This window comes from Sphingomonas abietis (assembly GCF_027625475.1).
Classification (GTDB): domain Bacteria; phylum Pseudomonadota; class Alphaproteobacteria; order Sphingomonadales; family Sphingomonadaceae; genus Solisphingomonas; species Solisphingomonas abietis.
The window spans coordinates 153,562-176,598 of record NZ_CP115174.1 but is presented as its reverse complement, the minus strand read 5'-3'; the positions used below and the strand labels follow the sequence as shown (position 1 = coordinate 176,598).

The window sequence follows — 23,037 nt, the reverse complement described above, 5'->3', positions numbered from 1 at the left end:
CCATCGCGCAACGTCAGGGTGCACGCTCAGCAATCTTGCCGCTCCTTCGATGCTGATCCAAGAGCTGACTCGCAGCGCCCGAAGGTCAGATGGGCGCACCATTGCGGCGTTCAGCCCAATGGCATCGCCTTTGATCTCAATTATCGAGATTTTGCCGGCCACCACTGCTTCACAAGCCTGGACGAGCGAGATCCTCGCCACCTGACAGCTCTGCGGCAGCCCCATGCTTAAACAATCCGCGCTGTCGCTCGGCACGATCTGCCGACAAGAGGCTACGAGCCTCTCAGCCCAATCTGGCCCCGAGGCGCTGAACGCTCGTCGCAAAGCCTGGGTCTGCTTCTTCCCTACCCCAAGGATCGCTCGCGCATGTTTCAGCCATGGAATAGGCTCCGTGGGCTTACGGCAGGCAAGCACGGAGTCGCGGTCGAGCGGAAACGGGATCCCACGCCGAACACCGTTCGGAATCAGCCCGCTCGCATCTGCAAGTGCTCGCGCCGTGTCGTATCCGATACCCCAATGCTTCGCCGCAGCTGTCATCGAGATGTGATCGGGCCTTACGGTTCCAAACACTGGCTCTTCAGCAGGTATGACGGACCGATCGCGGGCATGGCGAATCAGCTCTTCACGGACAGCCTCGTCGAGCGGTACTCGCGGGGAAAGGTACGCCCATTCCGCATAGATCCAGCCATAGGTCCCGATCAGGCCTGCAGGACGGCTTTGTGGGAGGCTACCAGTCGACAGGCGATCAAGGGCATCGCGAAAGGATCCAGGCCAACACATAACGGCCTTCAGCCCCTCCTCTCGTGCATGGCGCCTCTGAGATGGCATTGGCCGCGCCCGGGTCGCGACGTAGCCAAGGCGGAGTGCGAATCCGAGCCGCTCGACACTCGGTAGAAGATCCATCAGTCGGCCCGTCAGCAGCGGGTTCGACTGCCGCCGCCCGTAAATGCAGTCCGTGATCAGCCCGTCCAGACCACTGCGCATGCGATTCGACGGCATCCTGGCAAGGTCAGCTCCGCACCTGCATTCCCGAAGGTTCTGAACAGACCAGCCTGGACGGTGCCCACACCGATCACAGATTTCTTGCAAGAGGCTTTCATGCAGAACGCAGGTTGCAACGGATCGCAGACCCCATTCCGGACGATGCCAGCAGCGCAAAACGGGGAGCGGCCCAGAATCTTCGGCCCGGCTGTCGTCAGCAAAGCATTCGGGGCACCAGCGCCGGTGCCGTAGGCTCCAATCGTTGAACCATAAAACACCCTCGCCAACTGAGGCCTCGCGCCTCCCCGTGTCTACGGTGACGGGGAAAAAGCGTCTGTCATGATGTTCAAAGCCTGACAGCCCGAGGAATGCCCCTCGATCTTTCCCGGTCACCAAGCCTTCGAAGGTCAAGCCATACCGACCAAGAAAATCCTCAACGGATTCCGACTCGTAACGACCAGCCAGCCGAGCTGCGAAGCTGTGCAAAGGTTCAGAGCCAATAGGCCTTACGCGGAGGCCTGTGTGCGCCATTAGAAGACGCCCCGATCGCTGTCCTTCCCGTTACTCTCGGCCGCCTTCGATACCTGATCGATCACCCGCTGATACGTCTGACGCTCCCGCCTTTGCCGGTCGACCACTCTGCGCCACAAAACCGGAATCTGATCCTTATCGCACAAGAACGGATTATCCTGGCGCTTGTCCGACTCTGTTTGCAGCCTGATTCTCTCATATTCATCATCGGAATGGTCTTTGAGATCATCGACAAGCTCATCATCCGGTCGTTCGGAGAACTCCAGATCGTCATACTCGAGTCCCAAAACCTCGAGCGAGATTTTGTCTAGTGCCATATCGTGAGCCGTGCAGACCGCATTGCTCAAAAGGCGGGCAACCAACCCCAGCTTTCCTCCCTCACTCGCTATGTACATGCGCTTCGCCGTCAAATCGGCCGAAAGGTTCGACTTTCCGGACAAGCCAGCAAGCTCTTCAAAACGATCCAAGACCTTGAAGAACGACTCGACCTCATCGTCGATGCCCCAGCGGTAGGGAACCAAGGGCGCGAGATTGAGCCGTCCCCGAAGCTCGGGGCTGACGTCTCGCATTGCGACGAGCGACGGCAAGCCGGCGAAAATAAGCTGGCATGGCAGGCCGTTTATCAGCTGTTTCCAAAAGTCGATGACCTTAGCCATATCGAGAAAATCTCTCGATCTGAAGACATGCGTCGCCTCATCGATGAAGATGGTCGCGAAGCGAGCCACGAGGCTGAGCCGGCGGACTGGACCAGTCCCATCGAATATGGCCGCCGCTTCGCGATCGGCATCGAGTTTGACAGCTAGTAACTCGGCGAGGGTCAGATCCTCTGATTTCTTATTGTACCGGCGCAGAGCAACCTTGTGGATCAGCCGATAGGCGAATCGTGACACCTCAAACCAGTTCGGATCGGCGTTCAGGAGCGACACCCATTCGCCGTCGACATCGTTGAAGAGCCAGACCTCGCCCAAATTGTATGGGTCCGCTCGAACCTGCCACGTTCGCTTGCCGAACCGACGCATAAGCTCCTTGAGGTAATTCCCCTCGGCGACGTAGTGAAACTTGTCCACGGTCACGCCATAGGGGCCGATGACGCACTGGCCGAGGTCTTCGCCCGTCAGAGAAATGATCTCGCCAAAGTTTCGCAAGGGCCGCACCGGCCATTTTTGCGTGCGAAGCAACCACTCTTCCTGCGGTAAGCGCTTTCCGGGAAGGCCTGGATGGGGATGCTGATGGTATTCGTCGACGATCCAGGTCACGATTTTCCGATTGAGCTCCGACAGACAGAATCGAGCGGTTTTTGACGGGTCGTAGTCCGGATCCTTCGACTTGACGTACCCCTCCAACAAAGAGAACACCCGCACATTCAGCGTCCCAAACAAGTGCTCGATCAGAGGCTTGAGGTGCGGCGCCTTAGCCGGAACGTGAACTAACGCGACGTCCAGCGTCGCTTCGGTCAGGCGCATGCTCGCGGAGTGGAATTCACGGCCATTATCCGAAAAAATGAACTCCGGCAGGCCATGCATTGGCCAGTCATTCTCGATGCCTTCGATGCCGCTGACGTCCTTGCGCCAGAAGGCATGCGCCAGAGCCCTTTGCAGCGATGCATAGGACGGCAGCTCGAAACTGAAGTGGATCCCAAGGATGGCCCGGGTCGCGCGATCGATCAACGCGGTTATCCACCGGGCTTTGACCGCAGCTGCGAGAGTTTTGAGGGTCGTGTGCGCGGGCAGGTTCGAGATGTAATATTTGCGCTCACCGGTCGCGCGGCGCTCGCCGATAATCCAAACTTCGTCGCCGGGCATTCTGGAGACGCCTTTGTCGAAGATGCGGTGCTTTGGACCGTCTGCGATGCGGACACGGCATGCAGCGAAATGGCATGTGAGCGCGCCCTTCGTGCCGCGTCGCCAGCTTATCTTTCGCCATCTCTGGCCGGCCAGCACCTCTTCTGCGCAGACCGGCGGCATATTTGGGATGTGGTGCTTGCGCGGTTTGCGAGCCTTCTCTGTTGGGAAGATCATGGCGACATCGGTGGGATAAACCGTTTGTCGCCGGGACATGCCGACTGCCCACACAAGGCCACGCTCGCTCAGCGCATGGCGGAACGGCGCGCTCGACCCGTAACCCGCATCCGCAAGTACGCAGCCAAATCGGACACCGGACGCGATGACACGGTCGATCTCCTCGATCGCAATCTCGGGCTTCGACAAAGCGACTTGTCGGTCCGCTGGGATGCGAGCGCGGGCCATCCGCTCCGGATCGCGCGTCCAGCTGTCCGGCAGGAACAGTCGAAGGCCGACCATCACCGGTACCTCGCCCGATGCCAGTGTCACCGACACCAGCGACTGGCTGTTCGCGGTCTTGCCGAGCGACGAGGCATATTGTGGCGCGACGCCCACCGAGTGGCGCCCCTTCTTCGGCAATGCCGTGTCGTCGATGACCAGGAAGGCGTCGTCGCCGCCGACCAGGCGATCCGCTTCCGTCAGGAGAGCCCTCTCCAAAGGCGCGCTGTCCCAGACGCCCGCCGCGACAAAATGATGAAGCTGGTCGTAGCCGACCTCGCCGGCGCGAGCCGCCATAGGCTGCACGCTCTTGCGGTCACCTGGACCAATCAGACCAGCAATATACAGCGGGCACATCCTGCGCCGCGCTGGATGCGATAGCCCGACCAGGAACGGTTCAAGCCATCGCTCCAGATCAATCCGCCAGCTCTCGTCCACCGCCATCGCAAAGGATCCGTCAGCCTACACTGACACATCCGAATCCATGACGATCCCTGTCGGTTCCTTCAACCTGCCAAAGTAGTGCTAGGCCGAAATTCCAGAGCGCTCGCTTGACGGGCATCTCCCTATGCCGAAATGGTTATGTTTCGAAGGCAACAGAGGTTGATCGTGACGCTAATTCCATTCTCAGCCATCGTTGCAGACCCCGTTCATGGGATCACGTTCGAACTGCTGGATCGACCATTTGAGGGGCCCCGTCCTGCCAATCTATCATGGGGCTCGCCCCCGTCCGATCTGGACGCTTGGTTCTGCCACGAGCGAGGGCCGGAAGCCGCCGGGATCATCACGATTCCGCAGGCACATGTGTTCGGATCGACGCTTGTCTACATCGAGATGGATGGCGAGCCGCATGCGCTGGAGGTCGACCAGAATTTTCTCGCCAGTGCATCTGCTACGAATGCACTGGCCGAGGTGCGGACGCGTCGTGCCGCTGGCACATTGCGTATTCGAGACATCGAGGGGGATGTCATCCTGCTCTCGGGATTCCCTTACGGTCTTTATGGGCATTGGATGGTGGATTTCATGCCCCGCCTCCAAATGCTCCGCATGACCAATCGCAAATTCGCTGAACTGAGATTTCTACTTCCCGCCGATCTTCCGGCGTTTGCTCACGAATGGCTTCTTCTTGCCGGTATCAAGCCAGCCCAGCTCATTCTATACGATCAAGCGGATGAACTTTGCCGGTGCGAACGCGCGCTTATGCCGACGAATCTGCGCGCTGGCGGACGCGCATTGCCGAGCATGGCGGAAGCCGCGGCGTGGATGACGCAGATTGCGTGCACGAACGATATCAGCCCAACGCGGCTGCTGTATGTTTCTCGCGAAAATTGGGGAAATATCACACGCAAGCTGGAAAATTATCGCGCCATCGAAAACGTCATGGCCGAATATGGCTTCGAGATCGTGTTCCCCGAAAAACTTTCCGTCTCAGGTCAGGCCGACCTCCTCGCTTCGGCGAAATGTGTTGCGGGTGACTATGGATCAGGCCTGCACAACACGATTTTCAGCCGTCCCGGAACATCGGTTATCGCGCTCAGGGGAATCGATTTACATCCGGGCTTCCTGCAATCCGGTCTTTGCGAAATTCGGCGCCAGCCGCTTTCCTACGTCTTTGGGCGAACCTGGGCGAACGAACAGGGCTTTCAACACTATGAGATCATGACCGATGATCTCCGTCGATGTTTGGATGCGGCTATGGCAATGCTCTCAAGCGACCTCTAACCCAAGGGCTCCGTGGCTGGAAGCATAGCCACGCCCCGACTGACGCGCTCATTGCGTGACGATCGCCATTGTATATGTGTCGGCCTCGATCAACGCCATCGCGATTTCCGGAGCCGACGATGAAATTTCTTTTTGGCAGCAAGCAAACGCACCGCCGTATCGGCAACGCGCATAGGAACGCGGCCGAGTGGGCTTTGGCCGTCACTGCTTACCGTCGGCACCTGGATGATAAACCGCTCGATCACGCGATCTGGGTGCAGGTTGGTCATGCTGAGAAGGAGCAGGGCAACTTCGCCGAGGCCGAGGCAGCCTACAGGCGGGCGATCAAAATCGTGCCGAAGGATGCCGACCCACGGCTTCACCTGGCGCATCTGCTGAAAACGCAGGCGCGGTTCGACGATGCCGCCGAGGCTTTCGTGTCGCTCTATCAGGTCGCGCCGTCTCCAGAAAATCTTGCCGAGCTCAATCACATGATCGGCCTTCGCCGCCGCCGTCACGAACGCGTCGCGGCAGAAGGCGCGATCCTGTTTTCTATGCAGGATATCTTCAACATGTTTGCCGTCCACGCGACGGCGACGGGTATCCAGCGCGTACAGGCCGGCGTCGCGCTTGCCGCAATGGCCGATCCAACGTTCGACTCGCATTTCATCATCAACGGCGAATATCAGAATGAGGTGCCGACATTCCTTCGGCTAGAGGATGACGATCTTCGCGACATCATCGCTTATGCCTCGGGCAAAACGATCGATCATGATATCCTCAAGCAGAAGCTTGCCGCCGCGCGCTTTCGCGCCGTGCCGATCACGTTCGGAGCGGGTTCAACCGTGGTCATTCTCGGTGCCTTCTGGGGCATCGGCAACGGTATAGACCAATATCTGTATCCGCGGCGGCGTGGCGCGCGCATCGTTCCGTTCATCCACGATATCATTCCCGTTACGCATCCCGAATATTGCGATGCGAACCTCACCAATTTCTTCTGGCGAGGCTTGGCGGAGTTGCTGCACTCGGCGGATTATGCGTTGACCAACTCGGATTTCACGCAGGCCGAGCTGAAGCGTTTCATCGCCGAGCATGGCGGCCGACAGATTCCGATGCAGACCGTGCCGCTGGCACATTCGATGGCGCATCCCGAAGGAGCCGCGGCGGTCTGGCCACGTGCCCTCGCGAAGCTCAAGAGGCGGCGCTATGTCGCCTATGTCTCGACTATCGAGGGCCGTAAGAATCACCTCTTCGTCGTACAGGCCTGGCAGCAGATGATCGCCCGCGGCGTGGACGTGCCGGATCTCGTTTTCGTGGGACGCGAGGGCTGGAAGGTCGATCCGCTCATGGACTTGCTGGCAAGCACCGACAATCTCGGTGGGCGCATCCATATTGTCCATGGACTTTCCGATGCGGAACTCAACGGCGTCTACGCCGATGCGATGTTCACGCTGTTCACAAGCGTGGTCGAAGGTTGGGGGCTCCCGGTTGGCGAGAGCCTGGCGCATGGTGTGCCGTGCGTGGTGACGAGAACCGCATCGCTGCCTGAAGTCGGAGGCGATTTTGCCGATTATGTCGAAACCGGTGACCAGGAGGCCGCGATCGGCGTGCTGCGCCGGCTTATCGAGGATGGTAGCTATCTCGAAGCGCGACGGCGTAACATCCGCGAAAATTTCGTGGCGAGGACGTGGGACGATGTTGGTCGCGATTTCGTCACCAAGTTGCGGGGCATGCTTGCGGTAGCGCCGTCACCGTCAATACTCCCTCCTGTCACGCTCCCCGAAGGCACGATCTTCCGGCCAGGCGAGATCACCAAGCGCGTGAAGCCGCTTCCCGGTTATCTCACCAATCCGCTCGGACTGGCGCTGATCGATTCCTTTTACGAGCCCGAGCCGTGGGGGGCATGGTTGCGCGGCGCGAGCGGCGAATTTGCTTTCCTGACGAAGGCGGAAGCGGGCACCGAGATCGTCGTCCTTGTGTCCGTCCGTCCGGCGCCATGGGCGATCGGCGCGCGTTGTGCGCTGAAGCTGAACGGTCGGGGTGGATCACACCCCTGGATGACGCTGACATCGGGCCCGAATCTGGTGCGCTTGAAAGGGCGCGTAGACCAGGCCGGCGGCTGCACGATCACGTTCCACTACGATGGCCATGTCCGTCAGCCCAGCGCGACGGAGCCCGATCGCCGTCGCTTCGCACTGGGGCTCAACGCGATCGGTTATGCGCTGAGCGAGGACGCCGCAGTCCGCTCAGAACTGCGCGAGGAATTCGTGTTCGGCTGATGCGCCTCGCCGTTCAGGCGAGGCTGGAGCGGCTTTCGTCGGTCATATCGTGAAAGGTGAAGCGCTCGACCAGATCCTCGCGGAGCATCGCATTGTCCGCGCGCACGTAGCCGAGCGCGGTCAGGCCGACACCGAACAGCCGCCCGTCGGCCGGTCCAGGGTCGGTCTGGCCCCTCAATTCGATCAGGATCGTGCACAGCCCCCCCTCGCGCACGCGGCCCCGCGCGCGCATCAGCGCCCGCTGCCTGAATTCGAGCGAATGAAATCGTCCGTCGCTCGGCGCCACACTTGATCCATCGGCGATATACGCCGTAACCAAATTGCCTGCCCCATGGGGCGGGGCTGACAGCTGTAGGTATGCGATCACTTCGGTGTTTTCGTCGAGCCCGGTCAGGAAGCTGATTTCGCCGATATTGCCGCGCATCCAGACCCCATGCTCTTCGAGATGGTAGAATGACTCCCGCAGCGCCAACCGCATCGGGGCGGGCACGTAGTCGGGATACCGGATGGCATTGGTCACCAGATTGCCGGGGAAGAATTGTGCGCCCTCCGCCAGCCGTGGGTAGATCAGGCGCTCGGGATAATTGCGCTGCACCGCTGCCCGCGTTCGGGCCAGGAAGTCACGACCGACATCGTCCCATGTCCGTGCGACGAAATGCTCTTCGATCGCGCGACGCCGGGTCTGGAGATAATCTTTGTCCTCGATCATGCGGCGTAGCACCGCCACGCCGTCGCGTAGATTCAGCGGATCGACATAATCGACGAACTCACCACCGACCTCGGGGATGGAAGACGTTCCCGAGGCAACGCAGGGCGTACCGTGGACAAGGCTTTCACCTACCGGAAGGCCCCATCCCTCGACGAAACTGGTGAACACCGTGAACATTGCGTTGGTATAGATGCTGTTGAGCTCGGCATCCGAGAGATCGTGCACAATATGGACCCGCCCACCGAGGTAGCGCGTGCCGTCGAGCAGATCCATCAGCCCGCCGATCCGCCAGCCTTCGCGGCCCACAAAGACAAGGTCTGGGACGTCGACGCCCATGTCGATCAATTGCTGCCAAGCCTCCACGACATAGCGGTGGTTCTTCCGCCCTTCCACAGTCGAGACATAGGTCACGTAAGGCGCACCCTTGATCGCCCGCAACGCCATCGGCCACGCATCGACTGCCGACACCTCGGTGGTCATAGAATGGGCGAGCGGCACCGTGTACATCGGGATCTCGCGGCCGCCATTTTGCGCGAAGAGGGCCGCCAGTGCGTGCCGCGTGAAATCGGAGATCGTAAAGACGAAATCAACCACCAGCCCCATCTCGCAGACGGACATCGAATGTTCGCGGACGAGATCCGCCTTGCAATATTCGGGGTGGGTCAGGGGGATAATATCGTACACGTAGGCGCCGATGATTACGCCGTTGCGCCGTGAGGTGAGATACTGGTCGATGGTGTTGCCATGGCCCCAGAATGCGCCGAGCAGGACGATCGTCTGTCCTTTCACTGGTCGAATGCGCACCGCGCCCTGCTCGCATTCGGCGAGCATCGCGCGAAGGAGATCGTGATCCACCTTCTCGCCCGATGCATAGAGGATGATGTCGCGAAACACAGCATTGTCGACCAGGAAAAATTCGCCAGGAACATGGCTGTCGGTCAGGTCGTTCAGGAGGAAGCCAACCCGCTCGCCCTCTTCTTGGATCGCATAGAGCGCGATGCCGGCCTGAACGCGCTGGATGCCGGACATCGTAACATGGGCTTTCCAATACCCGAACAGGTCTTGGACCGAGAAAAAGATCATGTCGTCGTTCAGCTTCGCGCGCACATTCAGCCTTTCAAGTTCCGGCAATCGCGCTCGTTATAAGGCGCGCGGCGCCATACCCAAGCCATATTGTGCGGCGGGGCGACGTACGTGACGGCCATAAGGCAGGCGCGCGCAAATGGTCCGAGTTCGTGGAAGATTTGCAAAAAATAGGACACGCGGGCACGGATCGCTCGTCGCGCACGGCCGGATGTCTCGCCCTGCAAAATCGCTATCAGCGCCAGGGCCTGCACGCTAGGGACGATAGGATGCGATTGATCAAAAGCTGGTGGGGCAACATATCCGCACAATTGCGATTCAACCCACGGTCGAACGGCGTGCGGGTGCACCGCAGCACAGCCGTTCATATCAGGGCTGGCAATATTGCGCGTGGGCAGCAGGATTGGTCGCGCGCGGCGAGCGCGTATCGCCGGGCACTGACGTCCGAACCGCATCTGCAGCATCTGTGGGTACAACTCGCCCATATGGAAAAGGAGGCCGGCGAGATCGATCGGGCCACCTGTGCGTATGAAGAAGCCGCGCGCCTCAAACGGGACGATCCCGAGCCGCTGCTCCAACTCGGGCATATGGCCAAAGCCTGGCGCCAGCCGGCCGATGCTGCGGGGTATTTTGTTGCCGCCTTGCAGCGCGACCGCACGAATCTGCAGGCGATTTCCGAACTGGTTCGGCTGATGCCCGACCGCGATGAGGTCGATCCGGACTTATGGACGGCTGTTCTCGATGTGCTAGAGATCAACCCGGCGGAAGTAGAGGCGGACGACACCGGGCAATTGCCGCGTGAGGCGATGGTGTTCGACGTTACCGACCTTCTCGCCTTTTTCGGGCAGCGCCGGTTGCCCACCGGGATTCAGCGCGTCCAGATCGAGGTTTCTCTGGCGTGTCTCGAAGAACGGTTCGACCCGCAACCCGTATTCTGCGTCTATGCCAGTGCGCGGCGCGGCTGGCTAAAGCTGCCTCGCGATCATTTCGACGCACTTTGCCGGCTGGCCCGACAGAGCGACGATATCGAGGATCCCGCGTGGATCGCGCAACTGGATCAGATGTATCGCAAGATAGCGGTAGCCCGGACGATTCGGTTTTCGCCCGGAACCGTACTCGTCAACCTGGGAACGTCCTGGTCGGATCGGAACTATCTGCTCGATGTCCGTAACATCCGCGCACGTGATGGAATGGTCTATGTCCCCCTCGTGTTCGACCTGATCCCGTTGATCGGGCCGCACTGGTTCATGCAATCGCTCGTCCGCGATTATCGTGCTTGGTTCGGATCGTTGCTCCACTCAGCCGATGGGTGCCTGACGATCTCTGAGGCCACGCGAGAAGATTTGCTCGACAAATCCGCCGAATGGAATGTGCCGATGCCCCGAGAATCGGTTCCCGTGGTTCGGCTCGACGGCGATTTTTGTCAGGTCGCGGCCGATCCGGAATCCTTGCGCGCTTACGGGCTGGAAGCGCAACGCTACGTTCTGTTCGTCTCGACACTCGAACCACGGAAGAATCATCGCGGTGCGTTCGAAGCCTGGCTTGCGCTTGCCGATACGCTCGGCGAAGCCGCGATGCCGCGGCTCGTCTGCGTCGGGGGGCGTGGCTGGCTCAACGAGCATTTGCACGAGATGCTGCGCGACCGCCCGGTATTGCAACGTCTGGTACTCATCCTTCACGGCATTCCCGACGATACGCTGGCAACGCTCTATCAACATTGTCTGTTCGCACTATATCCGAGCTTCTACGAAGGCTGGGGATTACCGGTTTCGGAAGCGCTGTCTTACGGCAAGGTTCCTGCGATATCGCGGGTTTCGTCGTTGCCGGAGGCGGGCGGTCCCTATGCCCGCTATTTCGACCCCAACATGGTTGCTGACATTGCAAAGACGGTTCGCACGCTCCTCAACGCCGCGACGCGACAGGCGGCTGAAGCCGCGATACGACAGGATTATGCACCGCGGACATGGCATCGGATTGCACAGGACGTGGTCGCCAAAGCCAGCATGGTCGCATCGCGGGTCCAAGACACCCTGCCTTGCCTTGACGACGCGGGAACCTGGAGCCTCGCCCTGTTCCATCAGATCGAAACCAGCGATCAGGCGCCGGTCTCACAACAGGGCGAGGCACTCCGGCACGGCTCCTGCTGGCTGTCTCCCGGGATCACGGGATGTCGTATCCGCGGTGACGACGCCGCATTGTGGTTCTGCTGGGGGGGTACGGGTAATGCCGTGCTCCACATCCATTTCGCGGTCACCCCTGGCTTCGCTAGGGTCCGTGTTGGGATCAATGGCCAACACCAAGAGTATCAGGTCGAGCCCGGCATCCCCCTGATCATATCTTCTGCGCTGCAAGACGGCCCCGTGACGCTTCGGATTCCGATCGTGCCGACGGCTGGCGAGATTGTCGTGGAAAAAATGGTGATTACGCGCCCGCCGCGCGCGTGACCGGAGGTTCAACGGACGAGCAACAGCATCACGTCTTCCGTCGGGGGGGCAGCCAAGATCGCTGCGCGCGTGGTGGGTTGAACTCCGGCCTCCAGCGTGATTTCCGCAAGCGTAAAGCCGTCCGCCACGATCTGGTTGATAAAGCCGCCGGGGTCGGCATAACGCATTCGGGCAAATTCGAGAACGATCGTCAGCGGGCGCCCCGATTGCAGGATTCCCGACATGCCGTTCCAAATGGCGAGTTCTGATGTGTCGGCATCGATTTTGATGAGATCCGCATCCAGCAGTTCGGCATAGCTGTCCAGGCGACGCGTCCGCATCAGGCGGCTCTCGGTCATCTGATCGGCTGAAACGGGATGATCCGCCGGCAGCAAATGACCATTCTTGGGTTCATCGGTGGGCACCACCAGCAGGACGTCGGTCTCGGTATCGGCCAGGGCCTGCTCGTGCACCGTGGCGATGTTCTGGAAACCGTTGATGGCGAGGCTTTGCGTCATCCGACGCGCCAGATCGGTGTTCGGTTCGAACGCATGTACATGGCCACCCGGGCCGACCAGATCCGCCATCAGCAAGGTGAAATAGCCGAGGTTAGCACCGACATCGACCACGGTCATGCCCGGTCGGACCAGATTGCTAAGCAATTCCGTAAGCCACATTTCCCAATAACCATCGAGCAGTAGATGGCTCGACAGGCCGACGTCGGTCGTATCCACGATCATTTTATAGCGTCCCAGCACCCGGCACAGCGACCGGGAATTACCGAGATAGGCGTTAGCGCATAGTTTGCGGATCACCGCCTCGTTGCGCTGTCGCGACTGTGTTCGCAGATGATCGAGATGGAACAGGCGAATGCCAGCATCGCCGGTTGATCGATGATGAAATCGCGACGCGATGCTCGATAGGACGCTGGGGTACTTCATACGGCAGCCCCATATGCCAGACCAAACGATAAGGCGACCATTACCGGACGGTCGCGCGCCTGTGCCGGATAGAACGTGCCGCCCTTCCTCAGCCATTGCACAGCCGGCCGGGGCCTCCAACGCATGTCGGCTTGTCTCTTGTTTTGTCCCAGCCTAGACCGCCTCATGCGTGGCAGGGCGTTTCGAGGATCACGACGGTGTTCATGGTGTCGTCCGGTTGGTTGCGCGGCTGTGAACGAGGCAATATACCCAGGATGCCCTTTTCCCATCGCAATTTTCTGGTATCGCACGAGCATGGACAGGGCGTGTTCGAGCGTCTCGACCCATTGGGTAGGTTAGCGTTGGTCAATACGATCTTTGGCTGTGGTTTGCAGGTGCGCTCTTTCTGGAACCCGCCGTCGTATCGCGCGGCAGGGCTGTTCGCTGCGGCTCCGCATGTGCATCGCATGATGTCTTTCCCGCCAACGGATATTTCCGCATGACGATGATTTCCGATACTTCCGGGACAACCGGCGATCGTGGCTTCTGGCGTGGCATGCAGATCCAGGGGAGCGTTATCGGCGCCCTCCTGATGCGTGAACTGCACACCCGCTATGGCCGTGAGAATATCGGCTATCTGTGGATTTTTCTGGAGCCGATGACGTTGGCTGCCGCTGTCGCTCTGCTGCACGTCGGAGGTGGCTCACATGGCGCGACGATCGACCCCGTAGCCTTCGCCATTCTTGGATATACGATTTTCTTGATGTTTCGCGGCATGATTTCGCGTGCGGAAGGCACGCTCGAATCGAACATGCCGCTGCTCTATCACCGGCGCGTCACCATTTTCGACATGATGTTCGCGCGAGCTCTCCTGGAAGGCGCCAGCACGATCGTGACCTATGTCGTGCTGATGGGATTTATAACGATCATCGGCATGACACACGTGCCCGACCGGCCATTGGAGTTGCTGATCGGAATTTTCCTGATGTTCTGGTTTTCTTTTGCGCTCTCGCTAATAATATGCGCCTGGACGCATGACAACAGGCTAGTGGCACGGCTGGTTCACCCCATAACCTATATCCTCATGCCTTTATCTGGCGCATTCTATCAGTTAATCTGGATCCCGGATCCATATAAAACTTGGCTTTCGTATTTTCCTTTGACGGTCATCTATGAATTACTGCGTTATGGGCAGTTTCATGCTGCAAAAGACACCTATGTCGACATCCCGTATGTGGTTGGCTGGTGCTTGCTGCTAACCTACGGTGGACTTGTGTTCATTCGAGCGACGCGTCGTCGCGTTCACCTTCACTAAGGTATCCATTTTGAACAATGCCTCTTCAACAGATCGGGCCGGGCTGATCGGGTGGTTACGTGCGCATCGCAACTGGTGCCTGATCGTACTGCTGCCGACGGTACTTATCGCGGCCTATTATTACCTCATCGCGGCCGACCAATATGAATCGGAAGCGCATTTCGTCGTCAGGACATCGGATACGCAGCCCGCCGCACCGACCGGTCTGGGCCAGGCATTGACGCTAGTGGGCGGCGCTTCATCCGAACGCGACGCCTTGGTCGTCGCCGATTATCTGAAGTCGCACGATGCGGTTTCCGCGCTGCAGTCCCAGATCGGATTGAGCCAACGGTATCGGCGACCGGAAGCCGACATCGTCTCGCGTCTCTGGTTCGCCAATCCAACGCCCGAGCAGCTCCAGAAATATTTCAGCAGCAAAGCGGACGTCGACGTCAGTACCGATACGGGTATCACGACACTGAAAGTACGCAGCTTCCGGCCGGAGGATTCCTATCAGATCATCCGCGAGCTGCTCAAACTGGGCGAGAATCGCGTGAATACGCTCAACCATCGCAACTATGCCAATGCAGTCGCGATGTCGCAGCAGCGGGTGCAGGAAGCGGAAGCCAGTCTCGCGCAGGTTCAGGGGCGGATCACCCAATTCCGCAGCGATGAACGCGATTTCAATCCGCAAGTTACCGGGACATCCCGGACGACTATGGTTTCGGACCTGCAGGGCCAACTTGCCATCGCCCGGGCACAGGAATCAGCCATGGCGGCGGTCCTCGCGCCAACCAGCCCGCAACTGACGGCGACCCGGCAGCGGGTCGCGGCGCTGTCTCGTCAGGTCGCCGCAGAAACCGCCAAGCTGTCGCAGGGGCCCGGCAACGTCGCGACCGGGATGGGAGCTTACGAAGGCATCAAGATGCGACAGGAAATGGCTGGCAAACAGTTGGACGTCGCATATTCCGCCTTGCAGCATGCACAGGATGATGCCCGGCGCCAGCAGCTGTTCGTCGTGCCGGTTGTTGATCCCAACATGCCGGTTCGCGCGCTGTACCCGCAGCGTACCAAGATCGTCGTCACGGCTTTCCTGGCGCTACTGCTGATCTACGGTATCGGCTGGCTGATTGCCGCAGGTGTCCGCGAGCATGCCGCCTGATCGCGACGTCCCCTACCCTACGCGCCTGCGGCGCGCCGGGTAGGGGGAATATATCACCGCGTTGCGTTCTGCACGGCCAGAACGGGCGAGAACAACTGGCCCAGCGCCTGAACCAGCTTAAGGGGCTGGTTGGCCGATGCATTGGCGATATAGACCACGTCTTTGTCGTGCATCATGAAGCGTTGCGCCAGGAAGTAGTTCTGGGCGCTCAACATATCGATGCGGTAGACGACGGGTTTGATAGCCGCGGCAGACGACGTCGCCGGGTCGCCCGGCTGCGCTGCCGCTGTCGGTGCGGTCTCACCCGAGGGCAGGCGGAATACGAACACCGACTTGGGATCGGCACGACCGTCATTGGGCCCCCCGGCGCGGGCCAGTGCTTCCGCCAGAGTCAGCGCACGGCTTTCGAAGGGAATCTGAGAGATCCGATCGATCGCGCCAAAAACGGTGAACGTGCGCGGCTGGCGGATCAGCTCGATCCGATCTCCGCCCAGCAGGACGAGATCGTCGGGCGAACCGGAAAGAATGCTGTCGAGCGGCTGCTCCACCGTGCGGCCACGGCGCGTGAAGCGCACGATCTCGTCTTGGGGGCCGGTTCCGGTTGCCGTCGACATACCGGTTTGCGCGGTGCGGGTAATTCCGCCGGTATCCGCGATCACATCGAGCAGACGCTCGCGCGCCAGGGTCAGCGGAACGCGCCGCGGGTTGGAAACGGCGCCCATGACGACGACGGTATTGGAAACGTTGCGCTGCAGCGTCACGATCACCTGAGGGTTTTGCGACTTGCCGTGCAAGCCCGCAACGATCCGTTGCTGCACCTGGGCGGGGGTAAGGCCGGCGACCACGATCGTGCCGACATACGGCAGGGTGATGGCTCCGTTGCGATCCACGACAACACCACTGTCGCCGAGCGGTTCGCCGCTTGCGGAAGGTGCGGGGTCGCCGATCGTCATTCCGGTCGTGCCACCGAGATTGGCGCGTCCACCGAACAGCGATACGCCGACCTCGTAGATTTCGATCGACAGCACGTCACCCGGCCCGAGCGTGTCGACGAAACCGTCTGCGGACAGAGCGGCGAGCGCGCCGGTCGGCGCATCCACCGTTGACAGGGTGCCGATATTGCCGGGGGCGATGTCCACAATTTGAAACCCGATATCGTTCCGCTTCGTCTCGTCCCGGGTGATCTGGTGTCCGGTGGGACCATTTCGCGGCAATGTGGCGCACGCGCTTACCGCAGTCATTGCCAGCAAGGTCAGTCCCGGACGTACAACCTGCTTCGCGCACTTAACACGCATAATGTTACTCCAATATCGCCCAAGGCGGCTCGCGCGAATATTCAGCCTGGCGGGGTTCGATTCCGCAGACACGCTTCCCGCACGCGCCTAGCGCTCGACGACTTGCTGGTAAAGTTTACGAATGCGATCGGCAAAAACGGTGCGGGAGAATTTCGCCGCTTGGATAGGGCCCTGCGCGGCGAGTCGGTCGCGCAACGCACCGTCCCTGTCGAGTTTGCGCATGGCGCTGACCATGGCATCGACATCATAGGGATCAACCGACAGCGCGGCCTCGCCGGTCACTTCGGGGAGCGCGCCTGTGGTGCTCGACAGCAGCGGAACCCCGGCCGAGAGAGTTTCCAGCGCGGGAAGGCCGAAACCTTCGTAAAGCGCCGGGAACAGGCTTGCCTTGGCGCCATGAAGCAGATCGGTGAGCAGCGTCCGCGGGACATAATCGATGCGGCGGATCCGGTCGATGCCGGGCAAGTGTCGGCCGTGCGCGGTGCCCAGCAGCTTCAGTTCCCGCTCGGCGTGCCAAGCTTCCCGTCCGACAATAACAAGCGGGGTTTCGATATCGGCCTCCAGATAGGCCTGAATCACGCGACCGAGGTTTTTCTTTGGCTCGATCGCGCCAAAGAACAGGAAATATCCCTTCATATCCAGGTCGAACAACCGGCGCAGTCGGCCCGGCAGCGCTGCGGGATCGCGCAGAGGTGGCATGTCGCTGGCCTGATAGCAGTTCGTCAACCGGGACGGATCGGCGTTCAGCAGTTCAATGATATCCGAGCGCGATTTTTCCGATACGGTGACGATATGGTCTGCCCGGCCGACGCAGGCGCGCAGAAGCATGTCGTAATAACGCTTGTCCTCGAGACTGGCGCGCGGAAGCCGCAACGGCACCAAATCGTGCAAGGTATAGATGTTGCGTGCCCCCGCCAGCCGTAGCGGCAAGGGATAGGTCCAGTGCATGATCGCTGGCGGATTGGGCACACGCAGCGTCATGAAGCGTCCATAGCGACGGAAATGTCGGGCGCAGACATCGAAGATTTCGCTGAGGTTGAAAAGCCGCTCGAACTGCGGCAGGCGCGCGCCGCCATCCGCCAAGACGACGCGGCCGGTGACCGGAATTTCAATCAGATCATGCGCAAAGGGGTGAACGCGCCAGCGGCGAATCCGCCTACGCAGGGTAAGCCGATGGGGGGCATCCGCCTCCAGCTGACCAAAAAACAAAGATTCCCGAAGATCGATATCGGCCTTGCGTGGAATGTTGACGCCGAACACGAAATCGACCGGGTACCCCAGTGTGTGGATCGCATCGGACAGGTTGCGGCCATAGGTCGCGACCCCGGTGCCTTGCGGCAGGGCCAGATTATATCCATCCAATCCAATGCGGATCGGCGAGGCGCTGTAATTGGTCATGCCATCCCGTACAGGGTAAGCAGGCGGTGTGCATAGGGGCCAAGCGCAAAGTGCCGCGCCCGCTGAGTGCCCAGCATCGAGAGACGATTCCGCAGCGAGGCATCGCCGTCGATCGCAATCAGCGCATTTTGCAGCGCGGTCAGATCCAACGGATCGACCAGCAAGGCGGCGCCCGCTGAGACCTCGGCTAGTGCAGGTACGTCGCCGGCAAGGACCGGGGTGCCCAGCGCCATCGCTTCGGCGACTGGCAGGCCGAAGCCTTCGGCCAGCGATACGAAGGCCAGCGCACGCGCGTTGGCCAGCAGTTGCAGCACGGTGCCGCGCGACTGAAGCCCAAGCCTGACCGCGCCGGGCGTCGCGGCGATCCGCGCGTCGATGCTCGCCGCGTCGAGCCCGTCCGGGCCGGATATGACCAGCGGCGTCGTGATCCCGCTGCCTCGATAGGCGTCGATCAGGCGGTGGAGGTTCTTGCGCGCTTCAACCGCCCCGACATATAGCAGATATGCGCCAGGCTGCAGTCCGCCTGGCAAATCGCCCTGATCCGCGCCTGCGACATCCACTGCCTGATGGCAGGATGTCACCGAATCCGCAGGCCAACCCATCCGTTCGACGATCTGCGCGCGTGCGGCGTCCGACACGGTCGCGAATTCACCGCCTGCAGCCCGAATCGCATCGAGCAGGCGGCGCAGGCGCAGACCATTGACGGGGCTGGGGATCGCCGGGTCGAGCGGTAACACGTCATGAGCCGTGTAGAGGTTGCGCCAACCGATAATCCGTAACGGCAGGGGATATGACCAGTGCATGATCCCGGCCGGGCCGGGCAGGGCGACCGGCATCGGTCGCTTGTGGATGTCGAAAAAAACATAGGCCTCGCGAAAAATGTCGCGGGCGAAAAACCCTTGCGCGCTCGCGGTGGCATGGCGCTGCCAAGGCCGGACGGCTGCCAACAGCTTGGAAACCTGCGAACGGTGCAGACCCGTACCGCCATCCTCGAGGATCGACGGTTGGATCCCTGCGGTCTGCAGCGCCGTTCTCACGGTGCGGGCAAATTGCCCAACCCCCGTGCCGGCGCCGCCATAGGACAGCATCCGGCCATCGATGCAGATCGGCACTTCCGGCATAGTGCGCCCTGATGGCATTGATAACCCTCGTCGCAATCGTTAGCCTCAGGCGTGTCGCCCAGCGTTTTCGAAAGCCCATTTTGCTCTTACAGCTCTCGAGTCATCGATGCGCCATATTCTGGCGTTCCCTGCACCAGGTCGGATTGCCCCGCAAGCAAGGTGCTTTGGGCAGGGGCCAGTTGGTTTGGGCGATTGTTCTCGCCATGGCGATCGCGCTGGACGGCGTATTGGGGCTCATCGGTGAAGACCAGGCAGTCGCCAGCCCAGGTTCAAACGCGGAGCCCTGCATCGCGATGACCCGGTTGGTGGGGGGCGTAAGTGACGTCGGACCCGCACTTCAGGCATGTCTGGATGCGACACCGGCGAACGGAAAGGTCGCACTTCCGCCCGGTCGCTATCTGATCGCAACGCCGATTCATCTGCGGCTCCCGATAACGCTGACAACACTTGGCCTGTCTCCTGTTTCAGCGCCATGTTCCGCTGATGAGCGCCGCTGTGCGCAATTGCATCTAGCGATCGCACCTGCTGTGATCGCTAGCGCGATTATGCCTTTTGACATCGCCAGCGACTATGTCCGGCTTGATCACCTGGTATTTCAGGGAACCCGGCTCACCGACCCCGGGTTGTCGGCAAAGCGCTGCGCATCAGACAAGGAACGGCCAATGGCCGGCGGACTGCGCGTCAGTGGGACCGGGATCGTAATCCATCGATCCGTATTTCGGGACATGGCCTGCTATACCGCGCTCGAATTTGGGCATGGTGCGGCTACCGTCATCAGCGGCAATGATTTCGTCGGAAACGGCACACACACCGCCAAACTGCGCTGGGCCGACGGATTGACGATTCATGACGCAAAAGGCCTGCGCGTGTTGAGCAACCGCTTTCGCGACAATACCGATATTCAGTTGGTTCTTGGCGGTTGCACTGGCTGTACGGTTGCGGACAACCGCTTCGGTCATAGCGATGCTGCCGGGGGGGGCTCGTTTGGGGAAATCATGCTGCAGGCATGGCCGAAAGCTACCAGCGGCAACTTTACGGGTACGCGGGTCGTCCGCAACAAGATCGATTGTGGGCCGCAACGGCGCTGTGGCTTCGGCATCATGATCGGTTCGACGCCGTGGTACGACGCACCGGCGTTCGGTGGCATTGTTGCGGGAAACCGCGTGGCGCACGCCATGTTGGCGCTCAATGTTGACCGTCTGACCGGGCCAATGGCCATCGACCATAACCAGTTCATCGCATCCCCCGGCACGTATCCGAGCACTTGCGGTCCGCGTCGCGTCGATGTGGCGGTAAACGTCTCGCCGGATTCTCGCCCGTTCCTGTCGTCCGCCATGCCAGCGTCCGCCATCTCCTATCGCGGCTGCATCCTGAATTACGCGATCGTGCCGGAAGGAGCGAACGCGCCGACCTCGAACTGACAGGTGTCAGGGCGAAACGGTGCTGACCCAGCTGATTGCGCCTTGCTGCTCCGCGCGGCGCTTCAGGCGAAAAGGTACGTTGCTCATTCAGGGGTGCCGCATTAAGCGACTCCGACAATATGAAGGGTGACATTTTGCGCAAAGGTATCATTCTCGCGGGCGGCTCCGGTACTCGATTATATCCACTGACGCGCGGCGTATCGAAGCAACTCATGCCCGTGTACGACAAGCCGATGATCTATTATCCGCTGTCGACGCTGATGAGCGCAGGCATCCGTGAAGTCATGATTATCACCACGCCGCATGACCAGGCGGCATTCAAGGCACTGCTTGGTGACGGTAGCGACATCGGCATGGCGCTTGAGTATGCCGTCCAACCCGAGCCGGCGGGCCTGGCCCAAGCCTACCACATCGGTGCGGATTTCATCGGCGACAAACCCTCGGCACTCGTGCTGGGAGACAATATCTTCTACGGCCACGGCTTGCCTGACCTGCTGACACGGGCTTCGGCACGTGACGAGGGCGCGACTGTGTTCGGCTATTACGTCAAGGATGCGACAGCCTACGGTGTCGTTTCTTTTGATGCTGATGGGCGCGCCGAGACGATCGAGGAGAAGCCGGCAACTCCGAAGTCGAACTACGCGGTGACGGGCCTCTATTTCTACGACGGCCGCGCGGTCGAATTAGCACGCGACCTGAAGCCGAGCCCACGCGGCGAACTCGAAATCACGGACCTCAACCGGCTCTACCTTGAGCAAGGCAAGCTCTCGGTCGAGATCATGGGGCGTGGCTATGCATGGCTCGATACCGGCACCCACGGCTCGTTGCTCGATGCCGCGCTGTATGTGCGGATTACCGAGGAGCGGCAGGGCCTGAAGATCGCCTGCCCCGAGGAAATTGCCTGGCGACAGGGCTTCATCGACGATGCGCAGCTGGAACGGATCGCCGGGCCGCTGCGCAAAAGCGGCTACGGCCAGTATCTGCTGGATCTGCTCGAAACAAAGGTGTTTTCATGAACTTCATCGAGACCGCCATTCCTGGACCGGTGATCATCGAGCCGGCTGTGTTCGGCGACGATCGCGGTTTCTTCATGGAAAGCTGGAATGCAGCCAAGTTCCGTGACGCTGGCCTCGGCCTGACCTTTGTGCAGGACAATCACAGTCGTTCCTCCAGGGGCGTGCTGCGCGGGTTGCATTTTCAGAACCCTAATCCGCAAGGCAAGCTGGTCCGCGTGACCGCTGGAGCGGTGTGGGATGTGGCGGTCGATATCCGCCGTGCCTCGCCGCATTTTGGCAGGTGGGTCGGCGTTGAACTTTCGGCGTCGAACAAGCGGATGTTGTGGGTGCCTCCCGGTTTCGCACACGGCTTCCTCACGCTCGAAGATGGCACCGACTTTCTCTACAAATGCACCGAACTCTACGATCCCGCCAGTGAACATTCGCTGCTGTGGAACGATCCAGCGCTCGGTATCGATTGGCCGCTGGCCGACATCGAGCCGAAGCTTTCTGGCAAAGACATTGCTGGCAAGCCGCTTGCCGATATCGAGGCGTTCGCGTGATGAAAGCACTGATTGTTGGCAGCAAGGGGCAACTCGGTCACGGCCTCGCTGCTACCGCGCCTAGGGGCGTCGAGATTGTCGGCCATGACGTGGATACACTCGACATTACCGATGCAGCCAGCGTCGCGGCGGTGGTTGCGGCGGAGAAGCCGGACCTGATCCTCAACGCGGCCGCGTATACGGCCGTCGACAAGGCCGAGAGCGACGAGAGCGCGGCCTATGCCGTCAATGCCACTGCCGTCGGCCTGCTCGCCGATGCAGCGCGCCGGCAGGGTGCGCGGCTGGTGCATGTCTCGACTGACTTCGTGTTCGATGGGCAAGCAGGTTTTCCCTACGCACCCGATGCTGCCGCCAATCCACTCGGCGCTTATGGACGCACCAAACTGGCGGGTGAGCATCTAGCGGGCGAGGATGCTCTGATCGTGCGCACCTCATGGGTCTACGCGCCGACCGGGGGTAACTTCGTGCGCACGATGATCCGGCTGATGGGTGAGCGGCCCGAGGTTCGTGTCGTTGCCGATCAGATCGGCACGCCGACCTATGCGCCCGGCCTTGCTGCGGCGCTCTGGACAATGGCCGACATGGGCGTAACGGGCATTCACCATTACACAGATGCCGGCGTGGCAAGCTGGTACGACTTCGCGATAGCCATCCAGGAAGAGGCACGGGAGGCGGGCCTTTTGTCCAGCGCGGTGCCGGTCATTCCAATCGCCACCGCCGATTTTCCGACTCCGGCGAAGCGGCCGAGCTATTCGGTGCTCGACAAGAGCTCGACCTTTGCCGCGTTGGGCGGCCCGACGTCGCACTGGCGTGCGCATCTGCGCACGATGATTGCGGAGATCGTGGCGCAGGGTTGAGGACCATGGCTACGTCCCTGGGGGG

The 23,037-nt window shown here is 60.7% G+C and carries 17 protein-coding genes and 2 pseudogenes; 11 read left to right on the top strand and 8 right to left on the bottom strand.

What is annotated here, in order from left to right; genetic code table 11:
• Window positions 1-49: 49 nt before the first annotated feature.
• Complete coding sequence (locus PBT88_RS00900) at window positions 50-205, top strand: hypothetical protein (RefSeq protein ID WP_270077383.1); 156 nt, start codon at window positions 50-52, stop codon at window positions 203-205.
• Between the two features lie 941 nt (window positions 206-1,146).
• On the opposite strand, the pseudogene PBT88_RS21090 reads toward PBT88_RS00900, so the two are convergent.
• A pseudogene (locus PBT88_RS21090) lies at window positions 1,147-1,512 on the bottom strand (hypothetical protein); the annotation flags it as partial.
• Between the two features lie 1,589 nt (window positions 1,513-3,101).
• Window positions 3,102-4,235, bottom strand: a pseudogene (locus PBT88_RS00890) (IS701 family transposase); the annotation flags it as partial.
• A gap of 165 nt (window positions 4,236-4,400) precedes the next feature.
• Here PBT88_RS00890 and PBT88_RS00885 point away from each other — a divergent pair.
• Complete coding sequence (locus PBT88_RS00885) at window positions 4,401-5,513, top strand: glycosyltransferase family 61 protein (RefSeq protein WP_270079131.1); 1,113 nt, start codon at window positions 4,401-4,403, stop codon at window positions 5,511-5,513.
• Window positions 5,514-5,632: 119 nt separating this feature from the next.
• Complete coding sequence (locus PBT88_RS00880; RefSeq protein ID WP_270077381.1) at window positions 5,633-7,771, top strand: glycosyltransferase family 4 protein; 2,139 nt, start codon at window positions 5,633-5,635, stop codon at window positions 7,769-7,771.
• Window positions 7,772-7,784: 13 nt separating this feature from the next.
• Here PBT88_RS00880 and PBT88_RS00875 read toward each other — a convergent pair whose 3' ends face one another.
• Both PBT88_RS00875 and PBT88_RS00870 read right to left on the bottom strand, forming a co-directional pair.
• On the bottom strand, window positions 7,785-9,587 hold the full coding sequence (locus PBT88_RS00875) for a glycosyltransferase family 4 protein (RefSeq protein WP_270077380.1): 1,803 nt from the start codon (window positions 9,585-9,587) through the stop codon (window positions 7,785-7,787).
• A gap of 2 nt (window positions 9,588-9,589) precedes the next feature.
• Complete coding sequence (locus PBT88_RS00870) at window positions 9,590-9,817, bottom strand: hypothetical protein (protein ID WP_270077379.1); 228 nt, start codon at window positions 9,815-9,817, stop codon at window positions 9,590-9,592.
• Between the two features lie 15 nt (window positions 9,818-9,832).
• Here PBT88_RS00870 and PBT88_RS00865 point away from each other — a divergent pair, with 15 nt between their 5' ends.
• The gene (locus PBT88_RS00865) at window positions 9,833-12,007 is read left to right on the top strand and encodes a glycosyltransferase (RefSeq protein WP_270077378.1); all 2,175 of its coding nucleotides are present in this window, start codon (window positions 9,833-9,835) and stop codon (window positions 12,005-12,007) included.
• Between the two features lie 8 nt (window positions 12,008-12,015).
• Here the strand turns inward: PBT88_RS00865 and PBT88_RS00860 are convergent, their stop codons facing one another.
• Complete coding sequence (locus PBT88_RS00860; RefSeq protein WP_270077377.1) at window positions 12,016-12,927, bottom strand: FkbM family methyltransferase; 912 nt, start codon at window positions 12,925-12,927, stop codon at window positions 12,016-12,018.
• A gap of 197 nt (window positions 12,928-13,124) precedes the next feature.
• Between PBT88_RS00860 and PBT88_RS00855 the strand changes: the two genes are divergently transcribed.
• From PBT88_RS00855 to PBT88_RS00845, 3 genes are read left to right on the top strand one after another with little or no spacing between them, the layout of a single operon-like run.
• Window positions 13,125-13,409 carry a hypothetical protein gene (locus tag PBT88_RS00855; protein WP_270077376.1) on the top strand — a complete coding sequence of 95 codons (285 nt, stop codon included), beginning with the start codon at window positions 13,125-13,127 and terminating at the stop codon, window positions 13,407-13,409.
• Window positions 13,406-14,221, top strand: coding sequence for an ABC transporter permease (locus PBT88_RS00850; RefSeq protein ID WP_270077375.1), 816 nt, complete (start codon window positions 13,406-13,408; stop codon window positions 14,219-14,221). Before PBT88_RS00855 ends, PBT88_RS00850 begins: the two co-directional genes overlap by 4 nt.
• A 10-nt stretch (window positions 14,222-14,231) precedes the next feature.
• Window positions 14,232-15,362, top strand: coding sequence for a lipopolysaccharide biosynthesis protein (locus PBT88_RS00845; RefSeq protein WP_270077374.1), 1,131 nt, complete (start codon window positions 14,232-14,234; stop codon window positions 15,360-15,362).
• A 53-nt stretch (window positions 15,363-15,415) separates the two neighbouring features.
• Here the strand turns inward: PBT88_RS00845 and PBT88_RS00840 are convergent, their stop codons facing one another.
• The 3 genes from PBT88_RS00840 to PBT88_RS00830 form a co-directional block, all read right to left on the bottom strand.
• Window positions 15,416-16,501: a polysaccharide biosynthesis/export family protein gene (locus PBT88_RS00840; protein ID WP_270077373.1), complete on the bottom strand. Its 1,086-nt coding sequence runs from the start codon at window positions 16,499-16,501 to the stop codon at window positions 15,416-15,418.
• 243 nt (window positions 16,502-16,744) lie between these two features.
• Window positions 16,745-18,055 (bottom strand): glycosyltransferase family 4 protein, encoded by a 1,311-nt coding sequence (locus PBT88_RS00835; RefSeq protein WP_270077372.1) that lies wholly within the window; start codon window positions 18,053-18,055, stop codon window positions 16,745-16,747.
• Window positions 18,052-19,176, bottom strand: coding sequence for a glycosyltransferase family 4 protein (locus PBT88_RS00830; protein ID WP_270077371.1), 1,125 nt, complete (start codon window positions 19,174-19,176; stop codon window positions 18,052-18,054). Before PBT88_RS00830 ends, PBT88_RS00835 begins: the two co-directional genes overlap by 4 nt.
• 203 nt (window positions 19,177-19,379) lie before the next feature.
• On the opposite strand from PBT88_RS00830, the gene PBT88_RS00825 reads away from it, so the two are divergent.
• The 4 genes from PBT88_RS00825 (at window position 19,380) to rfbD (ending at window position 23,012) form a co-directional block, all read left to right on the top strand.
• Complete coding sequence (locus PBT88_RS00825) at window positions 19,380-20,597, top strand: right-handed parallel beta-helix repeat-containing protein (protein WP_270077370.1); 1,218 nt, start codon at window positions 19,380-19,382, stop codon at window positions 20,595-20,597.
• Window positions 20,598-20,716: 119 nt separating this feature from the next.
• Window positions 20,717-21,613: a glucose-1-phosphate thymidylyltransferase RfbA gene (rfbA, locus tag PBT88_RS00820; RefSeq protein WP_270077369.1), complete on the top strand. Its 897-nt coding sequence runs from the start codon at window positions 20,717-20,719 to the stop codon at window positions 21,611-21,613.
• On the top strand, window positions 21,610-22,155 hold the full coding sequence (gene rfbC / locus PBT88_RS00815) for a dTDP-4-dehydrorhamnose 3,5-epimerase (protein WP_270077368.1): 546 nt from the start codon (window positions 21,610-21,612) through the stop codon (window positions 22,153-22,155). Before rfbA ends, rfbC begins: the two co-directional genes overlap by 4 nt.
• The gene (gene rfbD / locus PBT88_RS00810; protein ID WP_270079130.1) at window positions 22,155-23,012 is read left to right on the top strand and encodes a dTDP-4-dehydrorhamnose reductase; all 858 of its coding nucleotides are present in this window, start codon (window positions 22,155-22,157) and stop codon (window positions 23,010-23,012) included. The genes rfbC and rfbD overlap by 1 nt, the downstream gene beginning before the upstream one ends.
• Window positions 23,013-23,037 lie beyond the last annotated feature (25 nt).

Excerpts from the sequence above, each read along its gene's own strand:
- rfbD (WP_270079130.1), top strand. The coding sequence starts at position 22,155 with ATGAAAGCACTGATTGTTGGCAGCAAGGGGCAACTCGGTCACGGCCTC.
- PBT88_RS00865 (WP_270077378.1), top strand. The coding sequence starts at position 9,833 with ATGCGATTGATCAAAAGCTGGTGGGGCAACATATCCGCACAATTGCGA.
- PBT88_RS00830 (WP_270077371.1), bottom strand. The coding sequence starts at position 19,176 with ATGCCGGAAGTGCCGATCTGCATCGATGGCCGGATGCTGTCCTATGGC.
- PBT88_RS00825 (WP_270077370.1), top strand. The coding sequence starts at position 19,380 with ATGGCGATCGCGCTGGACGGCGTATTGGGGCTCATCGGTGAAGACCAG.
- rfbA (WP_270077369.1), top strand. The coding sequence starts at position 20,717 with ATGAAGGGTGACATTTTGCGCAAAGGTATCATTCTCGCGGGCGGCTCC.
- PBT88_RS00835 (WP_270077372.1), bottom strand. The coding sequence starts at position 18,055 with ATGACCAATTACAGCGCCTCGCCGATCCGCATTGGATTGGATGGATAT.
- PBT88_RS00900 (WP_270077383.1), top strand. The coding sequence starts at position 50 with ATGCTGATCCAAGAGCTGACTCGCAGCGCCCGAAGGTCAGATGGGCGC.
- PBT88_RS00860 (WP_270077377.1), bottom strand. The coding sequence starts at position 12,927 with ATGAAGTACCCCAGCGTCCTATCGAGCATCGCGTCGCGATTTCATCAT.
- PBT88_RS00850 (WP_270077375.1), top strand. The coding sequence starts at position 13,406 with ATGACGATGATTTCCGATACTTCCGGGACAACCGGCGATCGTGGCTTC.
- PBT88_RS00880 (WP_270077381.1), top strand. The coding sequence starts at position 5,633 with ATGAAATTTCTTTTTGGCAGCAAGCAAACGCACCGCCGTATCGGCAAC.
- rfbC (WP_270077368.1), top strand. The coding sequence starts at position 21,610 with ATGAACTTCATCGAGACCGCCATTCCTGGACCGGTGATCATCGAGCCG.